18 protein-coding genes and 1 riboswitch are annotated in these 22,057 nt (G+C 72.5%); of the genes, 4 read left to right on the top strand and 14 right to left on the bottom strand.

The window, feature by feature from the left end:
- Positions 1 to 56: 56 nt before the first annotated feature.
- Positions 57 to 1,916 carry an ABC-F family ATP-binding cassette domain-containing protein gene (locus tag BLV01_RS09495; RefSeq protein WP_091797946.1) on the bottom strand — a complete coding sequence of 620 codons (1,860 nt, stop codon included), beginning with the start codon at positions 1,914 to 1,916 and terminating at the stop codon, positions 57 to 59.
- 207 nt (positions 1,917 to 2,123) lie between these two features.
- On the opposite strand from BLV01_RS09495, the gene BLV01_RS09490 reads away from it, so the two are divergent.
- From BLV01_RS09490 to BLV01_RS09475, 4 genes are all read left to right on the top strand, one after another.
- Positions 2,124 to 4,520: a TonB-dependent receptor plug domain-containing protein gene (locus BLV01_RS09490; protein WP_091797943.1), complete on the top strand. Its 2,397-nt coding sequence runs from the start codon at positions 2,124 to 2,126 to the stop codon at positions 4,518 to 4,520.
- Between the two features lie 180 nt (positions 4,521 to 4,700).
- Entirely contained in the window at positions 4,701 to 5,012 is a 312-nt protein-coding gene (locus tag BLV01_RS09485) for a hypothetical protein (RefSeq protein ID WP_091797940.1), read from the top strand.
- Positions 5,013 to 5,688: 676 nt separating this feature from the next.
- Positions 5,689 to 7,377 carry a YbaL family putative K(+) efflux transporter gene (ybaL, locus tag BLV01_RS09480; protein WP_091797937.1) on the top strand — a complete coding sequence of 563 codons (1,689 nt, stop codon included), beginning with the start codon at positions 5,689 to 5,691 and terminating at the stop codon, positions 7,375 to 7,377.
- A gap of 126 nt (positions 7,378 to 7,503) precedes the next feature.
- Positions 7,504 to 8,181 carry a YceH family protein gene (locus tag BLV01_RS09475; protein WP_091797934.1) on the top strand — a complete coding sequence of 226 codons (678 nt, stop codon included), beginning with the start codon at positions 7,504 to 7,506 and terminating at the stop codon, positions 8,179 to 8,181.
- Positions 8,182 to 8,710: 529 nt separating this feature from the next.
- Here BLV01_RS09475 and BLV01_RS09470 read toward each other — a convergent pair.
- From BLV01_RS09470 to btuB, 13 genes are all read right to left on the bottom strand, one after another.
- Positions 8,711 to 9,700, bottom strand: coding sequence for an AraC family transcriptional regulator (locus BLV01_RS09470; protein WP_139178575.1), 990 nt, complete (start codon positions 9,698 to 9,700; stop codon positions 8,711 to 8,713).
- 99 nt (positions 9,701 to 9,799) lie between these two features.
- The gene (locus BLV01_RS09465) at positions 9,800 to 10,543 is read right to left on the bottom strand and encodes an adenosylcobinamide-GDP ribazoletransferase (protein ID WP_091797927.1); all 744 of its coding nucleotides are present in this window, start codon (positions 10,541 to 10,543) and stop codon (positions 9,800 to 9,802) included.
- A complete protein-coding gene (locus BLV01_RS09460) occupies positions 10,540 to 11,148 on the bottom strand; it encodes a histidine phosphatase family protein (RefSeq protein WP_091797924.1) in 609 nt (202 codons plus the stop codon). The genes BLV01_RS09465 and BLV01_RS09460 overlap by 4 nt, the downstream gene beginning before the upstream one ends.
- Before the next feature lie 130 nt (positions 11,149 to 11,278).
- A complete protein-coding gene (cobT, locus tag BLV01_RS26590; protein ID WP_217633484.1) occupies positions 11,279 to 12,343 on the bottom strand; it encodes a nicotinate-nucleotide--dimethylbenzimidazole phosphoribosyltransferase in 1,065 nt (354 codons plus the stop codon).
- A gap of 56 nt (positions 12,344 to 12,399) precedes the next feature.
- Complete coding sequence (gene cobU, locus BLV01_RS26585; RefSeq protein WP_217633479.1) at positions 12,400 to 12,918, bottom strand: bifunctional adenosylcobinamide kinase/adenosylcobinamide-phosphate guanylyltransferase; 519 nt, start codon at positions 12,916 to 12,918, stop codon at positions 12,400 to 12,402.
- Positions 12,906 to 14,393, bottom strand: coding sequence for a cobyric acid synthase (locus BLV01_RS09450; RefSeq protein ID WP_254782583.1), 1,488 nt, complete (start codon positions 14,391 to 14,393; stop codon positions 12,906 to 12,908). Before BLV01_RS09450 ends, cobU begins: the two co-directional genes overlap by 13 nt.
- A 29-nt stretch (positions 14,394 to 14,422) precedes the next feature.
- Complete coding sequence (gene cobD, locus BLV01_RS09445; RefSeq protein ID WP_091797912.1) at positions 14,423 to 15,415, bottom strand: threonine-phosphate decarboxylase CobD; 993 nt, start codon at positions 15,413 to 15,415, stop codon at positions 14,423 to 14,425.
- A 50-nt stretch (positions 15,416 to 15,465) separates the two neighbouring features.
- Positions 15,466 to 16,398 (bottom strand): adenosylcobinamide-phosphate synthase CbiB, encoded by a 933-nt coding sequence (cbiB, locus tag BLV01_RS09440; protein ID WP_091797909.1) that lies wholly within the window; start codon positions 16,396 to 16,398, stop codon positions 15,466 to 15,468.
- Entirely contained in the window at positions 16,395 to 17,663 is a 1,269-nt protein-coding gene (locus BLV01_RS09435; RefSeq protein WP_091798252.1) for a cobyrinate a,c-diamide synthase, read from the bottom strand. The genes cbiB and BLV01_RS09435 overlap by 4 nt, the downstream gene beginning before the upstream one ends.
- A 98-nt stretch (positions 17,664 to 17,761) precedes the next feature.
- A complete protein-coding gene (gene cobO, locus BLV01_RS09430; protein ID WP_091797906.1) occupies positions 17,762 to 18,394 on the bottom strand; it encodes a cob(I)yrinic acid a,c-diamide adenosyltransferase in 633 nt (210 codons plus the stop codon).
- Positions 18,391 to 18,960: a hypothetical protein gene (locus BLV01_RS09425; RefSeq protein WP_091798248.1), complete on the bottom strand. Its 570-nt coding sequence runs from the start codon at positions 18,958 to 18,960 to the stop codon at positions 18,391 to 18,393. Before BLV01_RS09425 ends, cobO begins: the two co-directional genes overlap by 4 nt.
- Before the next feature lie 52 nt (positions 18,961 to 19,012).
- Positions 19,013 to 19,660, bottom strand: a complete 648-nt coding sequence (locus BLV01_RS09420) for a hypothetical protein (RefSeq protein WP_254782568.1) — start codon at positions 19,658 to 19,660, stop codon at positions 19,013 to 19,015.
- 54 nt (positions 19,661 to 19,714) lie between these two features.
- On the bottom strand, positions 19,715 to 21,601 hold the full coding sequence (gene btuB, locus BLV01_RS09415) for a TonB-dependent vitamin B12 receptor (protein ID WP_091797903.1): 1,887 nt from the start codon (positions 21,599 to 21,601) through the stop codon (positions 19,715 to 19,717).
- Positions 21,602 to 21,718: 117 nt separating this feature from the next.
- Positions 21,719 to 21,973: riboswitch (cobalamin riboswitch) on the bottom strand.
- Positions 21,974 to 22,057 lie beyond the last annotated feature (84 nt).

Below are 22,057 nucleotides of genomic sequence, written 5' to 3'. Positions count from 1 at the left end.
TCGCCGTCGTTCCGGCTCGCATCGCAGCTCGCAAACGGGCGATACGCCGCTCGCTCTCAAGCCCCGTCGTACATCGCCATCCACGCCGCCTCGGCCTTCTCCAGCTCCGCCGCGACCGTCTCGCGCTGGCGCGCCAGTTCGCTGGCGTTGTCGCCGCCGCCGGCGTACTTGGTCGGGTCGGCGAGGTCCATGTCGAGGGTGTGCAGTTTCGATTCCAGCTCGGCCACGCGCTTTTCGGCCTCGGCCAGCTTGACCGGATTGACCTTCTTGCCGGGCTTGCCCGCCGCCGGCGCGGACGCAGCGGCGGCAGCCGGCGCGGCCTTGGCCTTCTTGCCCTCGCTGCTGTCCTCGCGCGTGCGCAGCCACACCGCGTAGGCGTCGAGGTCGCCGTCGAAGGGCTGGGCGACGCCGTCGGCGACGCGCACGAAGGTGTCGCAGACCAGGCCGATCAGGTGGCGGTCGTGCGAGACCAGCACGATCGCGCCGTCGAAGTCGCTCAGCGCCTCGGCCAGCGCTTCGCGCATGTCCAGGTCGAGGTGGTTGGTCGGTTCGTCGAGCAGCAGCACGTTGGGCTTGCGCCAGGCGATCAGCGCCAGCGCCAGGCGCGCGCGCTCGCCGCCGGAGAAGCCGTCGACCGATTCGAACGCGCGATCGCCGGGGAAATTCCACTTGCCGAGGAAGTCGCGCAACTGCTGGGTGGCCACGCCCGGGGCGATGTCGCCGAGGTGGTCGATCGGGCTGCGCCCTTCCTGCAGCGATTCGACGGTGTGCTGGGCGAAGTAGCCGATGCGCAGGTCCGGATGGCCGCTGCGCTCGCCGGCCAGCAGCGGGATCTCGCCGACCAGGGTCTTGACCAGGGTGGACTTGCCCGCGCCGTTGGGCCCCAGCAACGCCACGCGGTCGCCGGCCTCCATGATGAAGCTGGCGTTGTCGAGCACCTTGTGGTTGCCGTAGCCGCAATCGGCCTCGACCAGGCGCAGCAGCGCGTGCGGCAGCTTGGCCGGCTCGGGGAAATCGATGTGCAGCGAGCGCTCGGCGCGCACCGCCTCGGTGCCGGCCAGCTTGGCCAGCCGCTTCATCCGGCTCTGCGCCTGCTTGGCCTTGCTGGCCTTGGCCTTGAACCGGTCGATGAAGCTCTGCAGGTGGGCGCGCTCGACCTGTTCCTTCTCGAACGCGATCTGCTGCTGGCGCAGGTGCTCGGCGCGCTGGCGCTCGAACGCGGTGTAGTCGCCGACGTAGAGCTTGGCCTTGCCTTCGTGCAGGTGCAGGGTGTGGGTGCTGACGCCGTCGAGGAACTCGCGGTCGTGCGAGATCATCAGCAGCGTGCCCGGGTACTTCAGCAGCCATTGCTCCAGCCACAGCACCGCGTCGAGGTCGAGGTGGTTGGTCGGTTCGTCGAGCAGCAGCAGGTCAGACGGCATCATCAGCGCCCGCGCCAGGTTCAGGCGCACGCGCCAGCCGCCGGAGAACTCCTTGACCGCGCGCTCGTGGGTGTCGGGGCTGAAGCCCAGGCCGTGCAGCAACTTGCCGGCGCGCGCGGTGGCGTCGTAGCCGCCGAGCTCTTCCAGCCGGTGGTGGGCCTCGGCCACGGCCTCCCAGTCCTCGCGCTCGACCGCTTCGCGCTCGGCGACCACCGCCTTGTGCACCTGGATATCGCCGGACAGCACGAAGTCCAGCGCCGGATCGGGCAGCGCCGGGGTTTCCTGGGCGACGCTGGCGATGCGCACGCGGTTGGGCACGTCGATGTCGCCGCGGTCGGCCTCGACCTCGCCCTGGATCGCCGCGAACAGCGAGGACTTGCCGGTGCCGTTGCGGCCGATGACGCCGACCCGCCAGCCCGCGTGCAGGGCCAGGTCGACATTGGACAGGAGCAGGCGTTCGCCGCGCCGAAGGGCGAAATCACGGAAGGAAATCATCCCGATATGGTCGCATGACTGATCGGTATTTGCTCATGAGGATCGGTTCGGCCGCGCACCGGGCCGGCATCGAATAATCCAGACGCCGGCCTCAGACCGCCCCCACGCGTCAACGAGCTCGCCTTTCGCGGCAAAGCGCCCCCACCGGGCCGGCCGCGGCGGCGCCGTTCGGCCCGACGTTCCCCGTTCGCACCGCCCGGAGTCTTCATGCACCGCCGCCTGTCCCTGCTCAGCAGCGCCGTCCTGCTCGCCCTCGCCGCCCCCGTGGCCGCCGCCGACGCGCCGGCCGAGGCCGAACGCGCCAACCCGACCAACCTCGACACCCTGATCGTCACCGGCACCCGCGTGTCCGACCGCACCGTGGCCGAATCCACCGCGCCGATCGACATCCTCACCCCGCAGACCCTGGAGGCCACCGGCACGGTCGAGCTGGCGACCGCGCTGGCCCGCGCCCTGCCCTCGCTGAACTTCCCGCGTCCGTCGATCACCGACGCCACCGACGCGGTGCGCCCGGCGCAGCTGCGCGGCCTGGCCCCGGACCAGGTGCTGGTGCTGATCAACGGCAAGCGCCGCCACACCACCGCGCTGATCAACCTCAACGACAGCATCGGCCGCGGCTCCTCGCCGGTGGATCTCAACGCGATCCCGATCGCCGCGATCGAGCGGGTCGAAGTGCTGCGCGACGGCGCCTCGGCGCAATACGGCTCCGACGCCATCGCCGGCGTGGTCAACATCGTGCTCAAGGGGTCCGGCGAAGGCGGCTCGGTCGCCGCGCGCTACGGCCAGTACAGCGCCGGCGACGGCGAGCAGTACCAGCTCTCCGGCGACGCCGGCTTCAAGCTCGGCGACAACGGCGCGCTGCACCTGGCCGCGCAGGGCGGCCACAGCGACAACACCAACCGCGCCCGTCCCTACCTGGGCCCGGTCACGCCGACCAGCAACCCCAAGGGCCGCGTGGTCCACCGCTACGGCGATCCGGAAATCGACCAGGGCGCGTTCGCCTTCAACGCGCGCTATCAGGCCGCCGAAGGCGTGGAGTTCTACTCGTTCGGCACCGCCAGCCGCCGCCGCGCGATTTCCAACGGCTACTACCGCGCGCCCGGCAACGCCAACAACATCCTCTCGGTGTATCCCGACGGCTTCCTGCCGCAGATCGACAACCTCAGCCAGGACCGCGCGTTCGTGGCCGGCCTGCGCGGCCAGACCGCCGGCGGCTGGAACCTCGACCTGAGCTACAACTACGGCCGCAACCAGCTCGACTTCGACGTGCGCCACAGCCTCAACCGCACCCTCGGCGTCGCCTCGCCGCGCAGCTTCTACATCGGCCAGCTGGAAACCACCCAGAACGTGCTCAACGCCGATTTCAACAAGGCTTTCGACGTGGGCTGGCTGAAATACCCGCTGACCGTCGCGTTCGGCGCGGAATGGCGCGGCGAGAAGTTCGACCAGAGCGCGGGCGAACCGGCCTCCTACATCGCCGGCCCCGAACCCGGCGCGCCGGGCGCGCAGGTGTTCCCGGGCTTCACCCCGTCCGACGCCAGCCGCCGCGACCGCCACAGCCATTCGTTCTATGCGGACCTGGAAACCGACGTCACCGACAAGCTCTCGCTCGGCGCCGCCGCGCGTTACGAAAGCTACAGCGACTTCGGCGAAACCACCTCGGGCAAGCTGTCGGCGCGCTACGCCTTCACCGACAAGGTGGCGCTGCGCGGCACGGTCTCGACCGGCTTCCGCGCGCCGTCGCTGCAGCAGCAGTTCTACCAGTCCACCCAGACCGTGATCGTGCTCGGCGACCCCAACCCGTTCCAGGTGCGCACCTTCGCCGTCGACGACCCGGCCGCGGTCGCGCTCGGCGCCGAGCCGCTCAAGGCCGAGGAATCCACCAACCTCGGCCTGGGCCTGGTGCTGCAGCCGGTGGAAGGCCTGTACATCACCGTCGACGCGTATCAGGTCGACATCGACGACCGCATCATCCTCTCGGAGAACCTGCGCGGACCGGCGGTGGCGAGCTTCCTGGAAGCGCGCGGCCACCCCGGCATCAACGGCGGCCGCTACTTCACCAACGCGGTCGACACGCGCACCCGCGGCCTCGACATCGTCGGCAGCTACACCTTCGACCTGGCCGGCGGCGCGCTCGACCTCACCGCCGGCTACAACCGCAACAAGACCACACTGGAGCGGATCGCGCCGAACCCGCCGGAGCTGACCGCCGGCGGCCTGAACCTGCAACGCATCGGCCGGGTCGAACAAGGCCGCATCACCCAGGGCGCGCCGCGCGACAAGTTCTTCCTCGGCGGCAGCTGGAAGCGCGAGGGCTGGCGCTTCGACGCCACCGCCACTCGCTACGGCGAGTTCCACACCTTCAACGACGACCCCAGCGGCATCCGCGACCAGACCTTCGCGGCGAAGTGGACGCTCGACCTCGCCGCGACCTATGCGGTGGACGGCTGGGAGTTCACCGTCGGCGGCGACAACGTGCTCAACGAATACCCGGACGAGGCGATCTACGCCAACAGCGAGAGCGGGCAGCTGCCGTACACCAGCTACGCGCCGTTCGGGTTCAACGGCGCGTTCGCTTACGCCAAGGTCGCGTACAAGTGGTGAAAGCGCGGGAGGCGGCGGCGCGCGCCGCCTCGCGGGCGTCGTGAACCCCGCGCCGCGTCGCCGATGGGATCGGCGGCGCGGCGTTCGGCCCGATTTTGTGCGACGCGCCCAAAACCCGCGCCAGGCCGGTGCTACTTTCTGCGGGCCGAACGACTCGGCGCGACCATGGGAAGGACCGTCATGTTCAAGTCTCGCTTGCTGACCCCGGTACTGCTCGCAACCCTCACCGCCATTTCCGCGCTGCTGCCGATCTCCAGCGCGTTCGCGGCCTGCAACGATTGTCCCTGGCTGTTCAATCGGTGCATGAGCCGCGCCGACACGCCGGAGAAGGAACAGGCCTGCGAAGAATCGCGGCAGTTGTGCGAAGAGACCTTCTGCAACAATCCGCGCGCGGCGCGTTTGTCGGCGACGCCGGCGATCGTCGAAAATCCGTTGCCGCCGGCGCGCGAGACCGCAGATCGCCGGGCGCAGGCGCGCCGCAGCGCGCAGTAACGCGTTCGCCGCAGCCGATGGCCGGCACGAAGCCCCGCGTCCGGCGGGGCTTTTTTATGCCCGCCTCGCGGCGCGGCGGATGCGCGAACGCAAGGCGCAGGCCGATCGGCGAGCCGCGATCGCGCAGGCGTCGATGCGGGCGTGCCTGGCCAACGGCGCTGCGGCGGGCGGTGCTTGGCTCGCGGATGCGTTCGTTGTCGCTGGGTTGGCGCGGTCGCGACTTGCGTCGCCCCTGCACAGGCGGTGTCGTGAGCGGCTTTGTTGCGGGGAAACGCGAACGCTCGTGCTATCGGCGGCGCGGGAACCACTTGCCGATCGCGCGGTCTCAGCCCCCGGCCAACGCGTAGGCGCGCCCCGTCCGCCCGCGCAATCCCGGCCGCCTCTCGCGCAAGTCCGCCCACCGCCGCTGTCCCGACGGCGCGGGGATGAACCCCGGTTCATCCTCGCGCATCACGCCGGAGCGACCGGCACGCAGGCATAAAACCCGCTGTCCCCTCTCGGCTGCAGGCCTTGCCGCGCGGGCCCGGGCGGGTGCGTCCGGCCCTCGTCCGCGCACTGTCACTCCGGGGAAAAATCTCGCAGAAACAATCGTTTGCGAGCATGAATCGAACGAGAAATACTTGCATCTGAATGGGCCAGCGCACATTCTTGCAAGGACCAGACCACAGGAGAGCCGATGCACCACACGTCCCTGATCGCGATCCTGGTAGCCGGCTTCGTCCTGGCCTTCATCTTCGGAATGATCGCTCAACGCCTGCGGCTGTCGCCGCTGGTGGGCTACCTCATCGCAGGCGTCATCGCCGGCCCCTTCACGCCCGGCTTCGTCGGCGACCAGACGCTCGCGCCGCAGCTCGCGGAAATCGGCGTCATCCTGCTGATGTTCGGCGTAGGCCTGCACTTCTCGCTGGGCGACCTGCTGGAAGTCAAAGCCATCGCACTACCGGGCGCGATATTGCAGATCGCGGTCGCCACGGCCCTGGGCTGGGGCATGGCGTATTACCTGGGCTGGTCGCACGGCGCCGGCCTGGTGTTCGGTCTGGCGCTGTCGGTGGCCAGTACCGTGGTGCTGTTGCGCGCGTTGGAAGAACGGCGCCTGGTGGAGACCTCCAAGGGACGCATCGCGGTCGGCTGGCTGATCGTCGAGGACTTGGCGATGGTGCTCGCGCTGGTGCTGCTGCCGGCGCTGGCCGGCCTGCTCAAGGGCGAGGCCGGCGACTCCAGCCAGATCTGGAGCCAGCTGTTCATCACCCTGGCCAAGGTCGGCGCGTTCGTCGCCTTCATGCTGATCGTCGGCCGCCGGGTGATCCCGTGGATCCTCGAACGCGTCGCCGGCACCGGCTCGCGCGAGCTGTTCACCCTGTGCGTGCTGGCGATCGCGCTGGGCGTGGCGTTCGGTTCGGCCGAACTGTTCGGCGTGTCGTTCGCGCTGGGCGCGTTCTTCGCCGGCATGATGCTCAACGAATCCGAATTCAGCCATCAGGCCGCCAACGAGACCCTGCCGCTGCGCGAAGCGTTCGCGGTGCTGTTCTTCGTCTCGGTCGGCATGCTGTTCGATCCGCAGATCCTGCTGAAAGAGCCGCTGGAAGTGCTGGCGGTGTTCGCGATCATCGTGATCGGCAAGTCGGTCGCGGCCTACGCCCTGGTACGTGCGTTCGGCAAGCCGAACTCGACCGCGCTGATGATCTCGGCCAGCCTGGCCCAGATCGGCGAGTTCTCCTTCATCCTCGCCGGCCTCGGCATGGACCTGGAGATCCTGCCGAAGGAAGGCCACGACCTGATCCTGGCCGGCGCGCTGCTGTCGATCGTGGTCAACCCGCTGCTGTTCGCCTGGCTCGACCGCAAGAACGCGCGCGAAGCCGCGGCGGCGCAGGAAGCCCGCGGCGAGGATGCGCCGCCGGTGCCGGCCGACATCGACAACCACGTGATCCTGATCGGCTACGGCCGCGTCGGCAGCGAACTGGGGCGCCTGCTGGGCGAGCAGAAGGTGCCGATGGTGGTCATCGACGGCGAGGAAAGCCTGATCGCCAAGGCGCGCGCGGCCGGGTTGCCGGCGATCCTGGGCAACGCGGTCGACCCGCGGGTGCTGCGCGAAGCGGTGCCCGAGCGCGCGACCACGGCGATGCTGGCGATCCCGCAGGCGCTGGAGGCCGGCGAGATCATCGCCCGGCTGCGCGAACTCAACCCCGCGTTGAGCATCGTCGCCCGCGCCCACAGCGACAACGAGGTCAAGCACCTGATCGAGCACGGCGCCGACGGCGCGGTGATGGCCGAGCGCGAGCTGGCGCACAGCCTGGCCGAGATGGTCCTGGCCGCGCCGGTGTACCGCGGCGAACGCCAGCTGCCGCCGTCGACGGCGCTGGCGTGAGGGCGCCGGCCTGAGGGCGGACGGCCCGAACCTGTCCGCCCGCCGCCGCGGACTGCGATGTCCGTGGCGGCCCGCGGCGCGATACGCTTGCGCCGCCTCCTTCCACGCCGCCCGCGAACCTCACCCATGAGCGATATCGATCCTTCCGCCGCCGATGCCACCGACACCGCCGCCACTGCGCCGCAACTCACCCCGACCGAGGCGCGCGTGGTCGCGGTGCTGATCGAGAAGGAAGCGACCACGCCGGACGCGTACCCGCTGACCCTCAACGCGATCGTGGTCGCCTGCAACCAGAAGACCTCGCGCGATCCGGTCACCAACCTGGAACAAGGCGAGGTGGCGCACGCGCTGCGCCAGCTGGAGCCGCGCGGCTGGGTCAAGTCGCACCATTCCCCGCGCGCCGAACGCTACGGCCACCGCGCCGGCACCGCGCTGGACGCGACCCGCCCGCAGACCGTGCTGCTGGCGCTGCTGATGCTGCGCGGCCCGCAGACCGCCAACGAACTGCTGGCGCGCAGCGACCGCATGGCCAAGTTCGACGCCGCCGGCGACGTGCAGTACGCGCTGGAACGGCTGGCCCAGCACCAACCGCCGCTGGTCAAGCTGCTCGGCCGCCAGTCCGGCCAGCGCGAAGACCGCTACGGCCACCTGCTGTGCGGCGAACCGCAATGGACCGCCGCCGCGTCCGGCACCGACCCGGCGTTGGCCAGCCCGGCTGCGCAGTCGGCGCTGAACGAACGCATCGCCGCGCTGGAAGCGAAGGTCGCCGAACTGGAAGCGCGCCTGGAAGCCGCCGGCGCCTGATCGGCTTGCTCTTGCAGGAACGGCGCGAACCGCGACTGCGGCAACGCATTCGCCTGCGCAGTCCTTCCCGCGCGAGCGGCTCTCGCTGACCTTCGAGATCCAGTCGCGCCGGCTATTGCAGTAGCGCGGTCGCGGCTTGCGCCGCTCCTACAGGGAGCGGCCGCGGCTGCGTCGGAGCGACTGTAGGAGCGGCGCAAGCCGCGACTGCGGCAATACATTCGCCTGCGCAGTCCTTCCCGCGCAGGCGGCTGTCGCTGACCCTCGACCCAGTCGCGCCGGCGATCGTGGCGGCGCGGTCGCGGCTTGCGCCGCTCCTACAGGGGGCGGCCGCGGCTGCGTCGGAGCGACTGTAGGAGCGGCGCGAGCCGCGACTGCGGCAATGCATGCCTCCGCGCCGTCCTACTCGCGTGGGCGACTCTCGCTGACCTTCGATTCACTCGCGCCGGCGATCGCAGCGGCGCGGTCGCGGCTTGCGCCGCTCCTACAAAGGGCGGCCGCGGGTCGGGCGGGTTCTTGCGATGCCGTGGGCTCAGGCCAGCGGCAGGTAGATGTCGGTGCGCAGCACCGCTTCCGGGGTTTCGTCCGGGTCGTCCAGGTATTCGTGGAACAGCGGGGCGTCGCGCAGCGATTCGCCGCTGTCGGGCAGCCAGCGCGCGAGCAGGGCGTCGGTCAGCGCTTCGAGCCCCTCGAAGGCGCCGACCAGGCGGACGCGCGCGTAGCGTCCGCCGCCCAGGACTTGCAGGCGGATGCCCTCGCCGGCGTCGGCGCCGAACAGCGCGCCCAACGCCAGCATGCAGTCGAAGGCGCAGGCCTGCGGCGGGACGTCGCGGCGGTCGTCGAGCGGGACGCCGTAGAGACCGCGCAGCGAGTCCAGCAGGCCGTTCTGCGCGGCCCAGCCGAACAGCCGGCCGTAGCCCTGGTTCTGTTCGGGGTAGGCGCCGGTCACCCGCAGCGCGGCGACCTGGAACGGTTCCACGCTGACCACTTCCACCCGCAGCGGCGCGGCCTCGCCGTGTTCCGGCGCGGGCGGCTGGGCCAGGCGGTCGATCTCGCGCCACAGCCGTTCGGGTTCGGCGCGCAACTCGCTCGGGGTGCCGCCGATGCCCTGGCGCAGCGCGCGGGTGAAGGCCTGCGGCGTCTGGTAGCCGACCGCGAGCGCGGCGTCGGTGACCGTGCGTTCGCCGTCGGCGAGCACGCGCAGGCCTTGCAGCAGGCGCAGCCGGGCCACGGTCTGGCCGGTGGTTTCGCCGGTCATGGCGCGGTAGACGCGGTGGAAGTGGAACGGCGAGAACGAGGCCGCTTCGGCCAGCCGGCTCAGTTCCGGCGGTTCCTCGCCCTGGCCGATGGCGTGTTCGATCAGCGCCACCGCGCGCTGGATGCGGCGGTGGTGGGCGTCGCGGGTGCCGGGCTTGAGCGCGCCGCGCGCCGGGGCCGCGGCGGTGCGGCCGCTGTCGGGCGCGGGGTCGGCGCCGGGCGCGGCGGGCGCATCGACGGCGGGCGATTCCTTGACGGGAGACATGCGCTTGCTCCTCGCACTCAGCGGTGGGATGGCGGCCAGCATCGCAATCCCGGCGGCGCTCGGCGGTTCCTATCTTGCGCTTTCGCCGGCGCCCGCAGCTCAGTACGACAGCGCCAGCGCCACCAGCACCGCCGCCTCGGTCAGCTCGGCCAGGGCGCCGCAGGTGTCGCCGGTCATGCCCTGCAGCCGGCGCAGGCAGGCGCGCCGCCACAGCGCGAACACCAGCAGCGCTGCCGCCAGCGCCAGCGCGCCGCGTCCGCCGGCCAGCGCGCAGGCCGCGGCGCTGGCGGCCACGGCCGCGATGCAGCCCGCGCGCGGCGCGCCGGCCAGGGCCTGGCCGAGACCGCCGCTGCGCACGTACGGCGTGGTGAGGAAGGCCAGGGTCAGCGCCGCGCGCGCCAGCAGCGGCGCCAGCAACAACGCGGCCCAGGCCGGCGCCGGCAGGCTCGCCAGCGCGGCGAACTTCGCCAGCAACAACAACGCCAGCGCGACCACCGCCAGCGGGCCGCTGCGCGGGTCCTTCATGATCTCCAGGGTGCGTTCGCGGCTTTGCTGCGGATCGGCGCGCAGCCCGCCGACCCAGGCGTCGGCCATGTCGGCCAGCCCGTCCAGGTGCAGCGCGCCGCTCAGCGCGGTCCAGGCGATCAGCAACACCGCCGCCGACAGCAGCGGCGGCCGCGTCTGCAGGGCCCAGGCCAGCGCGCACAGCAAGGCGCCGATCAGCAAGCCCGCCAGCGGATACCAGGCCAGCGCGCGGCGCTGCGCGTCGGCGTCGGCGAACACCCGCGCCGGCACCGGAATCCGGGTGAGGAACCCGATCGCGGCCAGCGCGGCGCGCATCAACCGTCGACCGGATCGGCCTGCGCGCGCGCCGTGGCGCCGTCGCGCGCGGGCTTGGGCGGCCAGCTGACCGCATGCAGCGAGGCGTGGGCGACGTCGATGTTGAGCAGGTCGGTGTAGCGGCGGCCGGCGGCGATGCAGCGCAGCAGCCGGATCGCGCCGCCGTGGGTCACCACCAGCACGCGGCGGCCGCCGTGGCGCTGGGCGATCTCGTCCATGGCCGCGGTCAGGCGCGCGGCGAATTCGTCGAAGCGCTCCGCACCGGGCGGCGGATACGCCACCGGATCGGCCCAGAACCGCGCCAGCGCCTCGCCTTCCTGCGCGGCGATGGCGTCGACCGGGCGGCCCTGCCAATCGCCGAAATGGTATTCGCGCAGGCGCGGCTCCAGCGCCCACGGCAGGCCGCGCGCCTGCGCCAGCTCCTGCGCGAACGCGGCACAGCGTTGCAGCGGCGAGCTGACGATGGCGTCCCATTCGCGCCCGAGCACGGCATCGCGCATTTGCCGCCAGCCCAGTTCGAGCAGGTTGTCGTCGAGTTGGCCGCGGTAGCTGCGGTGGCCGGTGTCGCCGTGGCGCAGCAGGTCCAGATGCACGGGGTTGGGGCTCATCGCGGCGTCGGTCCTTGTACGCATCGGTGAAAGAACGGGGGATCGGCGGAAGACCCGGATGATGCCCGCAGGAACGCCGGCAAGGGAATATGCCGCAGGGCACGCGCGGCCGCCGCGGGTGCGGTTGCGTTCACCCGCGCGCGGCCGCGGCCTCGTCGTGCGCTGCGTTCGCGCCCGACACGCCGGCCTGGGCGAAGGTCGCCATGCCCGCGTGCAGCTCGCAGGCCAGCCGCAGCAGCGGCACCGCGACCGCGGCGCCGCTGGCCTCGCCCAGGCGCAGGCCCAGGTCGAGCAGCGGCTGCGCGCGCAGCGCGTCGAGCAGCGCCGCGTGGCCGCGCTCGTGCGAGCGGTGCGCGTACAGCAGCCACGGGCCGCAACCGGGATTGAGCCGTTGCGCGGCCAACGCCGCGACCGTGGCGATGAAACCGTCGACCAGCACCGCCAGGCCGGCCTGGGCGCAGGCGATGTAGGCGCCGGCCAGGGCCGCGATCTCGAAGCCGCCGAGCCGGCGCAGCCGTTCCCAGTCGCTGCCGGCGTCGGCGTGCACGGCCAGCGCGCGCTCGATCACCGCGATCTTGCGGGCGATGCCGGCCGCGTCCAGGCCGGTGCCGGCGCCGGTCAGCTGCGCCGGCGCGCAGCCCAGCAGCGCGCTGGCCAGCGCCGCCGCGGCGGTGGTGTTGGCGATGCCCATCTCGCCGCCGACGAACAACTGCGCGCCGGCGTCGCGCGCGGCGCGCACGCTGGCGGCGCCGGCGGCCAGCGCGGCGCGCAGCTGCGCCGGCGTCATCGCCGCGCCCTGGCAGAAGTTGGCCGTGGACGCGGCGACGATCGCGCGGTGCACGCCTTTGATCGGGCCGGGGTCGTTGACCGTGCCGAGGTTGACCACGTCCAGGCTCGCGCCGAGGCTGCGCGCGAGCACGGCGATGGCCGCGCCGCCGCCGGCGAAGTTGCGCAGCATCTCGCCGGTGACCGCCTGCGGGAACGCCGACACGCCCTCGGCGGCGACGCCGTGGTCGGCGGCGAACACGCTGATCCACACCCGCTGCAGCGACGGCCGCTGGCTGCGCTGCAGTCCGGCCAGCCGCACCGCGATCTCCTCCAGACGGCCGAGCGAGCCCGGCGGCTTGGTCAGCTGGTCCTGGCGCGCGCGCGCCTGCGCGGCGCTGTCCTCGTCGACGCCCAGGCAATCGCGCAGCCACCAGGGGGTTTGCTCGTTCAAATCCAGTTCCTCCGCATCCACGCGCCCGCCGTTCACAACGGCGGGCCTTTCAACACCAGCGGCAAGCCCGCCGCGACGAACGCCACCCGCTCGCAGACCTCGCCCAGCGCCTGGTGCAGGCGCCCGGCCTCGTCGACGAAGCGGCGGCTCAACGCGCCCATCGGCACCACGCCGAGGCCGACTTCGTTGCTGACCAACAGCACCGAGCCGCTCAGCCCGGGCAAGGCCGACAACAAGGCGCTGCGTTCGCGCTCGAACAACGTCTCGTCTTCGTGCCCCAACACATTGCTGAGCCACAGCGTCAGACAGTCCACCAACACGCACCGCCCCGGCGCCGCATGTGCGCGCAGCGCCGCCGCCAGTTCGACCGGCTCTTCCACGCAGCCCCACTGCGCCGGCCGGCGCGCGCGGTGGTGGGCGATGCGCGCGTCCATCTCGCCGTCCAGCGGCTGCGCGGTGGCCAGGTAGACGACGTCGGCGTGGGCGCCGGCCAGGCGTTCGGCCAGCGCGCTCTTGCCCGAGCGCGCGCCGCCGAGGATCAGGGTGCGCATGCGTTGTCCTCGCGTTGTTCTTGCTCGCACGCCGCGTCCAGGCCGAACAGCGCGGCCAGCGCGGCGGTGTCCAGGTGTTGCTCGACCGCATCGGCGAGGCGGTCGAGCGATCGTTCGCGCAGCCCGCGCAGGTCGAGCGGCTCGGCCTGCTGCAGCCCGGCCCAGCCCAACAGCGCGGCCAGCGCCTGCGGATGGTCGAACACGCCGTGCAGGTAGGTGCCGAGCACTTGGCCGTCGGCGCTGATCGCGCCGTCGCTGCGGCCGTCGTCCAGGCGCAATGCCGGCCGTTGCAGCGCGGCGCCGGCGCTGACGCCGCAGTGGATTTCGTAGCCTTCCGCGGCCGCGTCGGCGAAGCTCAGCCGGCCCTTGGCGTTGCGCAGTTGCTTGTACGGCTGCAGCGTGGTGTCCAGGTCGAGCCAGCCCAGGCCGTCGCTGGAACCGGCCTCGCCTTCGATGCCGTGCGGGTCGTGCACGGCGCGGCCGAGCATCTGCAGGCCGCCGCAGATGCCGATCACCCGGCCGCCGTAGCGCAGGTGGCGGGCGATCGCCTCGGCCCAGCCGTTGCGTCGCAGCCAGGCCAGGTCGGCGCGGGTCGCCTTCGAGCCCGGCAGCACGATCAGGTCGCACGGCGGCGGCGCATCGCCGGGGCCGACGAAGCGGCAGTCCACCTGCGGATGCGCGCGCAGCGCGTCGAAGTCGGTGTGGTTGCTGATCCGCGGCAGCGCCGGCACCGCCACCCGCAGGCGCGCGCCGGCCTTGGCGTCGGCCGCGCGCGGCAACGCGTCCTCGGCTTCCAGGTGCAGGCCGTGCAGGTACGGCAGCACGCCGAGCACCGGCTTGCCGGTTTCGCGCTCGAGCCAATCCAGCCCGGATTGCAGCAACCCCAGGTCGCCGCGGAAGCGGTTGATCACGAACCCCGCGACCCGCGCGCGCTCGCTGTCCGACAGCAGCGCCAGGGTGCCGACCAGGTGCGCGAACACGCCGCCGCGGTCGATGTCGGCGATCAGGATCACCGGGCAGTCGACCGCTTCGGCATAGCCCATGTTGGCGATGTCGCGGTCGCGCAGGTTGATCTCGGCCGGGCTGCCGGCGCCCTCCACCACCACCGCGGCGTAGCGCGCGCACAGGCGCGCGTGCGAGGCCAGCACCGCGTCCATCGCCACCCGCTTGTAGTCGTGGTAGGCGCGCGCATCCAGCTGGGCCACGGCGCGGCCGTGCACGATCACCTGCGCGCCGGTGTCGCTGCTGGGCTTGAGCAGGATCGGGTTGAAGTCGGTGTGCGGCGCCAGCCCGGCGGCCTGCGCCTGCACCGCCTGAGCGCGGCCGATCTCGCCGCCGTCGGCGGTCACCGCCGAGTTCAGCGCCATGTTCTGCGGCTTGAACGGCGCCACCGCGACGCCGCGACGGTGCAGCCAGCGGCACAGCGCCGCGACCAGCGCGCTCTTGCCGGCGTCGGAAGTGCAGCCCTGGACCATCAGGACGCGCGCATTGCCGGAAGACGTGTTCAACGCAGACAAGCTCCAAGTTCGGCCAGCACGCAGTGCAGGCGCTGCCATTCGTCCTCGCCGCCGGGCAGGCCGAAGCGCAGACTGGCGGGTTCGTCGAACAATCGGGTCAGGATCGCGCGCTGCGCCAGCGCATCGTGCAGTTGCGCGGCGCGCGGATCGCGCCGCCATTGGAAGAATCCGCAACCGCCGCTCGGCGCCAGGCCGTGCGCGCACAGCATCGCGGCCAGGCGCTCGCCTTGCGTCTGCAACTGCGTGCGCATGCATCGCTGCCAGTCGCGGTCGGCCAGCGCGTGGCGCAGGACGTGGCGCGCCGGGCCGGTCAGCGTCCACGGGCCGAGCCGCTCGCGCAGCGCCGCCAGCAGCGCCGGCGCGGCGCAGACGAAGCCGGCGCGCGCGCCGGCCAGGCCGAAGAACTTGCCGGCCGAACGCAGCACGATCAGGCCGGCGCGCGCGCTGTCGCCGCACAGGCTACGTTCGGGGGTGGCGTCCATGAAGGCTTCGTCGACCAGCAGCCAGCCGCCGCGCGCGCTCAGCTCGCGATGCAGCGCGAGCAGGGATTCGCGTTCGAAGCGTTCCCCGCCCGGGTTGTTGGGGTGGATCAGCACGATCACGTCGAAACGCTCGCGCTGCGCCAGCAGCTCGTCCGCGCACAGGGTGTCGACGCGGTGGCCCGCGCGCCGCCACGCGTGCGCGTGTTCGGCGTAGCCGGGCGCGAGCACGCCGACGCGCGAGGGCGCGCGCAGCTCGGGCAAGGTCTGGATCGCCGCCTGCGAGCCGGCCACCGGCAGCGCCTGCGGCGCGCCGTAGTACGCGGCGGCGACCTCGGCCAGGCCGTCGTCGTCCTCCGGCAGGCGCTGCCAGGCGCGCGCGGGAATCTCCGGCACCGGCCAGGCCTGCGGGTTGATGCCGGTGGACAGGTCCAGCCATTGCGATGCGGGAATGCCGTAGCGCTGCGCCGCGCGCAGCAGGCGGCCGCCGTGTTCAAGCATGGCCGCCTCCGCGCGCTGCCGCGAACCCGGCCGCACCCACGCGGCCCGGCTCAGTCATGCCACCACCGCGCCAGCGCGAACGCCGCCACCGCCAGCAGCCACAGCGCGGCGCCGCGCTCGACCAGCGCCAGCGCGCGGCGGATCGAGGCGGCGTCGGGCGCCGCGCCTTCGCCCAACAGCGGGCGCGATTCCCACACCCCGCGATACGGCGCGTCGCCGCCCAGGCGCACGCCCAGCGCGCCGGCGCCGGCGGCCATGACGGGGCCGGCGTTGGGGCTGTCCCAGTGCGGCGCCTGCGCGCGCCAGCAGCGCAGCGCGCGCGGGCCGTCGCCGAGCGCGGCGTAGGTCAGCGCGGTCAGCCGCGCGGGCAGCCAGTTCAGCGCGTCGTCGATGCGCGCGGCGGCCCAGCCGAAGCGCTCATAGCGTTCGCTGCGGTAGCCCCACATCGCATCGAGGGTGTTGCTCAACCGGTACAGCACCGCGCCGGCCGGCCCGAGCAGGGCGAACCAGAACAGCGCGGCGAACACCGCGTCGCTGCCGTTCTCCAGCACCGACTCGGTGGCCGCGGCGGCGACGCGTTCGCGATCGAGCGCGTGCGCGTCGCGGCTGACGATCCGGCCGACCGCGGCGCGCGCGTCCTCCAGCCGGTCCGCCGCCAGCGCGTCGGCCACCGGCGCGGCGTGCTCGCGCAGGCTGCGCAGGCCGATAGCGAAGTACAGCGCCAGCGCCGCGAACGCGCCGCCGGCCCACGCCGACCACTGCCACAACGCCCAATGCAGCCAGCCGGCCGCCGCGCTCAGCGGCAGCACCGCCAGCGTCCACGCGGCCGCGCCGCGCGCGCGGCTGTCGGCGTGCAGCGCGGTTTCCAGCGCGCGCGCCAGGCGGCCGAAGGCGACCAGCGGATGGCCCCGGCGCGGCTCGCCCACTGCGGCGTCGAGCAGCACGCCGCCGAGCATCGTCCACGCCAGCGCCTGCGCGCTCATGCCTGGAACAGCCGCACGGCCGCGTCCGGGTTCGAGGGAAAGTAGAAATGCACGAAGCTCGCGTTCATGCGGCCGCGACGATACAGCGCTTCGCGGCTTGGCCCGCCGTTGGGATTGTGCGACATCGCCGCGACCTTCTCGGCGATCTCGGCCTGGGCGTAATGGAAGGTGTGCCCGCGCAGTTCGCCTTCCGGCAACGCCACCGACTGCAGGCCGAGCGCGGCCAGGCGCGCGCCGATGCGCGCACGGCCGCGCAACAGGCCGGCCATCGCCGCGCCGCGGCCGTCGCGGTCGCTCAGTTCGTCCAGGCAGTACAGCAGCCCGCCGCATTCGGCCAGCAGCGGCTTGCCGTCATCGACGTGCGCGTGCAGCGCCTCGCGCAACGCCGCGTTGGCCGCGAGCGCGTCCAGGTGCAGCTCGGGATAACCGCCCGGCAGCCACGCCGCGTCGCATTCGGGCAGCGTTTCGCCCGCCACCGGCGAGAAGAACGCCAGCTCGGCGCCGGCCGCACGCAGCAGTTGGAGGTTGGCCGGGTACAGGAAGCAGAACGCCGCATCGCGCGCGACCGCGATGCGGCGGCCGTGCAGGCGCGGCGGCGGCACCAGCGCCTGCGCCGGCTCGAATGCCACCGCCGGCGGCAGTTGCGCGTCGGCATGCGCCGCCCAGGCATCGGCCAGCGCGTCCAGGCGCGCGTCGATATCGCCCAGTTCGCCCGCCGCGACCAGCCCCAGGTGCCGCTCCGGCAGCGCCAGCGCCGGATCGCGCGGCAGCGCGCCGAGCCAGCGCAGCTCGCCGGGCAGGCTCTGACGCAGCAACTGCGCGTGATAGGCGCTGCCGATGCGGTTGGCGGCGACGCCGTACACCTGCAGCCCTTCGCGGTAACGCGCCAGCCCGAGCGCGAGCGCGCCGAAGGTCTGCGCCATCGCCGAGCCGTCGATCACCGCCAGCACCGGCACGCCGATGCGCCGGGCCAGGTCCGCGCTCGACGGCGAACCGTCGAACAGCCCCATCACGCCCTCGATCAGGATCAGCTCGGCCTCGCCCGCGGCCGCATGCAGGCGCGCGCGCACGTCGTCCTCGCCGCACATCCACAGGTCCAGCTGCTGCGCCGGCGCGCCGCTGGCGCGTTCGAGCACCATCGGGTCGAGGAAGTCCGGCCCGGTCTTGAACACCCGCACCCGCCGCCCCTGGCGCGAGTGCCAGCGCGCCAGCGCGGCGGTGACGCTGGTCTTGCCCTGGTTGGAGGCCGGCGCCGACACCAGCAGGGCGGGACAGGACGCAGGCCGCGGGGAATCGGCGCCGGCCGGCGCGCGGGCGCGTTCGGCTGCCGCGATTCCCGGTTCCCCGCTGCCGGTTCCCGGCTTCACAACTCGATCCCCTTCTGCGCCTTGATCCCCGCCTTGAACGCATGCTTGACCACGCGCATGTCGGTCACCGTGTCGGCGGCCTCGACCAGGGCATCGGGCGCGCCGCGGCCGGTGATCACCACGTGCTGGCGCGGCGGGCGCGCGGCGACCGCGGCGAGCACGTCGTCGACGGCGATGTAGCGGTGCGCGAGGGCGATGTTGAGTTCGTCGAGCAGGACGAAGTCGTAGGCCTCGTCGCCGAGCATGCGCGCGGCCACCGCCCACGCCGCCTGCGCGGCGGCGATGTCGCGCTGCTTGTCCTGGGTCTCCCAGGTGAAGCCCTCGCCCATCACGTGGTAGTCGAGTTCTTCGAAGCGGCGGAAGAAGGCCTCCTCGCCGGTGGCGAAGCTGCCCTTGATGAACTGCACCACGCCGCACTTGAAGCCGTGGCCGAGCGAGCGCGCGAGCATGCCGAAGCCCGAGGAGCTCTTGCCCTTGCCGTTGCCGGTGTTGACCACCAGCACGCCGCGCTCGATGGTGGCGCGCGCGACCTTGCGGTCGATCAGTTCTTTCTTGCGCTGCATGCGCTCGCGGTGTTTTTCCTCGCTGGCCGCGGCGAAGCCGGCGCGGTCGTCCTGGTCCTGGCTCATGCCGCCGCTCCGGCGCGCTGGCGCGATTCGACCAGCCGCGCCGCGGCGTAGACGGCGAAGCCGGCGCCGACGTAGCCGGCCAGGGTGCCGAGCGCGCGCGGGTAATAGTGCGGGATGCGTTCGAGGAAGCCGGCCCAGCTCGCATCCGGATAGCGGCCGGACAGGAAGTAGAAGCCGCCCTTGGAGATCAGGTAGGCCACCACCGAGGTCGCCAGCAGCGTCAGCGCCAGCATCGGCACGCTCGCCAGGCGGTCGCGGTGCATGCGCGCGTAGATCCGCCCGCCCCACCACAGCGCCCCGTAGGCCAGCGCCAGCGCCCAGTACGCAGGCGACAGGCACCAGTCGGTGACCCGCCCCAGCGCCAGGCTGGCCAGGTCCAGCAGCGAGGACAGCACGAACAACGCGGCAAACAGCCAGGCCGGGCGCAACAAGGCGCCGGCGAGGAAGAACACCGCCCACGACGCGCTCGGCAGCGCATCGACGGTGGCGAAGTGCTGGCCGCGGGTGCACACCATCAGCGCGGCCAGGGCCAGCGCGGCGGCGACCTGGGCGTTGCGCGCGCGCATCGGCAGCGCGGCCTGACTCGGCGGTAGCAACAAGCTCATGAGGTTCTCCTTCTCAGTGGCGCAGGCCGGATGCGGCGTCGCGCGGGCGCACCAGGCGCGCGAGCAGCGCATGCGCCAGCAACGCCGCGCCGACATAAGCCATCGTGGTGCCGACGAACAGCGGGCCCCAGCGCCATACCCGCTCGATGTACTGGGCGACATTCGGATCGGCGTAGCGGCCGCCGAACCAATAGAACGCGCCGTTGGAAATCAGGAACGACGCGCTGGCCGCGGCCAGCGCCACCGCCAGCGCGCCGGCCAGCGCGCGCGGCGCGGCCGCCATCGACGGCGCCCAGGCCCGGCCCAGGTACCACAGCACCGCGTAGGCCAGCAGCAGGAACGCGTACGACGGCGTCACGCAGTAATGATCGAAAAAGTTCAGCCCGCGCCCGGTCACGGCGATGTAGTCGATCGCCACCGCCGCCACCAGCAGCCCGGCGAACAACCGGTGGCGCTGCAGGTACAGGCCGCCGAGGAAGAACACCGCCATCGACGCGTCCGGCAGGTGCAGCACGCTGCCGACCGCATGGAAACGGGTCGCGGCCATAAGCGTCAGCAGCAAGGCCAGGATCGCCAGTTGCGCGGGGCCGGCGAGCAACGGCCGCAGTTCGTGCCGGCGCGGGTTCGCGCGGGCGGGCGGGGATGGGGGCGTGGAGATCATCGTCGTGTCTCGGTCGGGGCCGGCCGCGCGCGTGCGCGGCCGGCGCGGGCGGGTTCAGCGATTGGGGCGGTAGCGCAGGCTCAGCAGGTAGGTGCGTCCGGGCTGATTGTAGAAGGCCGCGGTTTCGTAGCGTTTGTCGAACACGTTGTTGGCCGACAGCTGCACGTTCCAGTCCGTGCCCAGCGCATAGCCCAGGCGCAGGTCGGCCAGGGCGTAGCCGCCGAGTTCGCGCCGGTTGGCGAGGTCGTCGTAGCGCTGGCCGGCGGCGTAGACGCTGGCGCCGAGCGAGAACGCGTCGCCGCGGTCGAGTTCGAAGCGGCGGTCCAGGTCGATGCGCGCACTCTGGCGCGCGCGCCGCGGCAGCACGTTGTCGCGGTAGCCGCCGCGGCTGTCGTTGCGCGGGTCCAGCCAGGTCGCGCTGGCGCGCAGGTCCCAGCCGGCCACGCGCGTGTCCAGCGCCGCTTCCACGCCGCGGATGCGGGCGCGGTCGACGTTGCCGGGCAGGCCGATGGACGCGTCGTACGCGATCAGGTCGTCGATCCGGGTCTGGTAGGCGTTGAGCGACCACACCTGGCGGCCGCCGTCGCCGAAGGTGCCGCGCAGGCCCAGCTCGAAGCTGCGCGAAGTCTCCGGCCCCAGTTCCGGATTGCCGTAGCCGGGGTAATACAGCTCGTTGAAGGTCGGCGCCTTGAACGCGGTGCCGTAGCTCGCGGTCAGCCGCAGCGCGTCGGTGAAGTTCCAGCCCCACAGCACGCTGCCGGTGGTTTCGCCGCCGAACTGGCTGTCGTCGTCGCGGCGCAGGCTGGCCTGCAGCGCGTGCGCGCCGAACTCGCGCTGGTACTGGCCGAACGCGCCGCGCAGCACGCGCGCGTCGCGCTTGTAGGCGGTGTTGCTTTGCACTTCGTCGCGCTGCCAATCGAAGCCCAGGCTCAGCAAGCCGCCGCCGAGGCCGAGGTCGCCCTGCAGCGAGCCGAGCTGGCGGCGGGTGTCGAAGGTGCTGGAGTACTTGCCGTCCTTGTACTGCTCGCTGAGGTCCCAACTGCGGCCGGCGTTTAGGTTCAGCGCGAAGCGCTCGTTCGGGCGATAGCGCAGCTTGGCGCCGGCGACCTGCTGGACGGTGTCGGCCTGGTTGTTCTGGCTGCCGTCGTACTCGTTGTAACCCTGCGCGCGGAACACCCGCGCCTCACCGTCCCACTGCTCGTTGAAGCGGTAGCCGCCCTGCAGGGTCAGCGAGGAGTTGCGGTAACCGTCGCGGTCGGGCGAATAGGTGAAGCAGCCGGCGCCGCCCGGCGACGGCTTGCCGCGGCAGGCGTCGATGCCGTCGGTGTCTTCGTGCGCGGCGTTGATCGAGTACCAGCCGCGCTCGCCCTTGCCGGCCACGCCGGCGGACGCGCGATGGGTCTGGTTGCTGCCGATGCCGACGCTGAAGCTCGGCGCGAACGGCCCCTGCGGGCGGCGGGTGAAGATCTGGATCACGCCGCCGATGGCTTCGGAGCCGTACAGGCTGGAGAACGGGCCGCGCACGATCTCCACCCGCTCGATCTGCTCGACCGGGATGTCCTGCAGCGAGGCGCCGCCGCTGGTGGCCGAGCCGAGCTTGATGCCGTCGACCAGCACCAGCACGTGGTCGGATTCGCTGCCGCGCAGGAACAACGAGGTGCTCTTGCCCGGCCCGCCGTTGTTGGCCAGCGACGCGCCCGGGGTGCCGCGCAGCAGGTCCGGCAGCGACGAGGGCTGCAGGCGCTCGATCTCGGCGCGGTCGATCACGGTGACCGCGGCCAGGGTCGCGTCCTGGGTCTGCGCGGTGCGGGTGGCGGTGACCACGACCTGATCGAGATCGACCGCCGGCGCGGCATGGGCGGTGGCGGCGGCGCCCGACAGGGCGAGGGCCAGGGCCGGCGCGAGCGCGCGGCGGGGGGAACGGGCGAAGCGGTGCTGCATGGCCTGCGGGTCTCCAGGGCCGCGCTCTCCCGCGCGGCCGACAAGGGTCGGGACCGGCGCGAAAACGGCACGGAAGGACGCGCGCAGGCGCGCTCGCTCCGCCACCAGGCCCGCCGCCGGTCGGTTCGCGCTCCGGGCCGGTCTCCGGGCTTGCGAGTGGAACCTGTCGAGCGTCCTTGTCCGAGGTTCCGGCGCCGCGCCTTCCCATGCAGAGCACAGTGGCCGTTGCGGTGCGTGGACTCGCCTACCGTTGCGGGGGCAGCTCCGGCTTGAGCGCGCGGACCGTTCTGCACGAACGGCGCCGCGGCGCGACCGGATTCCCGTTTCAATCGCCGGACTGTGCCGGCGATCACCTTGAGCGCGCGCATCTTAACAGTCGCGGCGGCGCAGCGCGGCCGACACCCGCCGCTGTTTCGGACTCGTCCTATTCAATCGCCGCCCCGCCTGCGGCCATGC

This window comes from Lysobacter sp. yr284 (assembly GCF_900107375.1).
Classification (GTDB): domain Bacteria; phylum Pseudomonadota; class Gammaproteobacteria; order Xanthomonadales; family Xanthomonadaceae; genus Lysobacter.
The sequence above is the reverse complement of the archived record's forward strand: the minus strand, read 5'-3'. Positions and strand labels throughout refer to the sequence as shown.

What these genes read in the sequence shown, in the direction of transcription:
- BLV01_RS09495 (WP_091797946.1), bottom strand. Translation starts at nt 1,916, where the DNA reads ATGATTTCCTTCCGTGATTTCGCCCTTCGGCGCGGCGAACGCCTGCTC.
- BLV01_RS09490 (WP_091797943.1), top strand. Translation starts at nt 2,124, where the DNA reads ATGCACCGCCGCCTGTCCCTGCTCAGCAGCGCCGTCCTGCTCGCCCTC.
- BLV01_RS09485 (WP_091797940.1), top strand. Translation starts at nt 4,701, where the DNA reads ATGTTCAAGTCTCGCTTGCTGACCCCGGTACTGCTCGCAACCCTCACC.
- ybaL (WP_091797937.1), top strand. Translation starts at nt 5,689, where the DNA reads ATGCACCACACGTCCCTGATCGCGATCCTGGTAGCCGGCTTCGTCCTG.
- BLV01_RS09475 (WP_091797934.1), top strand. Translation starts at nt 7,504, where the DNA reads ATGAGCGATATCGATCCTTCCGCCGCCGATGCCACCGACACCGCCGCC.
- BLV01_RS09470 (WP_139178575.1), bottom strand. Translation starts at nt 9,700, where the DNA reads ATGTCTCCCGTCAAGGAATCGCCCGCCGTCGATGCGCCCGCCGCGCCC.
- BLV01_RS09460 (WP_091797924.1), bottom strand. Translation starts at nt 11,148, where the DNA reads ATGAGCCCCAACCCCGTGCATCTGGACCTGCTGCGCCACGGCGACACC.
- cobU (WP_217633479.1), bottom strand. Translation starts at nt 12,918, where the DNA reads ATGCGCACCCTGATCCTCGGCGGCGCGCGCTCGGGCAAGAGCGCGCTG.
- BLV01_RS09450 (WP_254782583.1), bottom strand. Translation starts at nt 14,393, where the DNA reads ATGGTCCAGGGCTGCACTTCCGACGCCGGCAAGAGCGCGCTGGTCGCG.
- cobD (WP_091797912.1), bottom strand. Translation starts at nt 15,415, where the DNA reads ATGCTTGAACACGGCGGCCGCCTGCTGCGCGCGGCGCAGCGCTACGGC.
- cbiB (WP_091797909.1), bottom strand. Translation starts at nt 16,398, where the DNA reads ATGAGCGCGCAGGCGCTGGCGTGGACGATGCTCGGCGGCGTGCTGCTC.
- cobO (WP_091797906.1), bottom strand. Translation starts at nt 18,394, where the DNA reads ATGAGCCAGGACCAGGACGACCGCGCCGGCTTCGCCGCGGCCAGCGAG.
- BLV01_RS09425 (WP_091798248.1), bottom strand. Translation starts at nt 18,960, where the DNA reads ATGCGCGCGCGCAACGCCCAGGTCGCCGCCGCGCTGGCCCTGGCCGCG.
- BLV01_RS09420 (WP_254782568.1), bottom strand. Translation starts at nt 19,660, where the DNA reads ATGATCTCCACGCCCCCATCCCCGCCCGCCCGCGCGAACCCGCGCCGG.
- btuB (WP_091797903.1), bottom strand. Translation starts at nt 21,601, where the DNA reads ATGCAGCACCGCTTCGCCCGTTCCCCCCGCCGCGCGCTCGCGCCGGCC.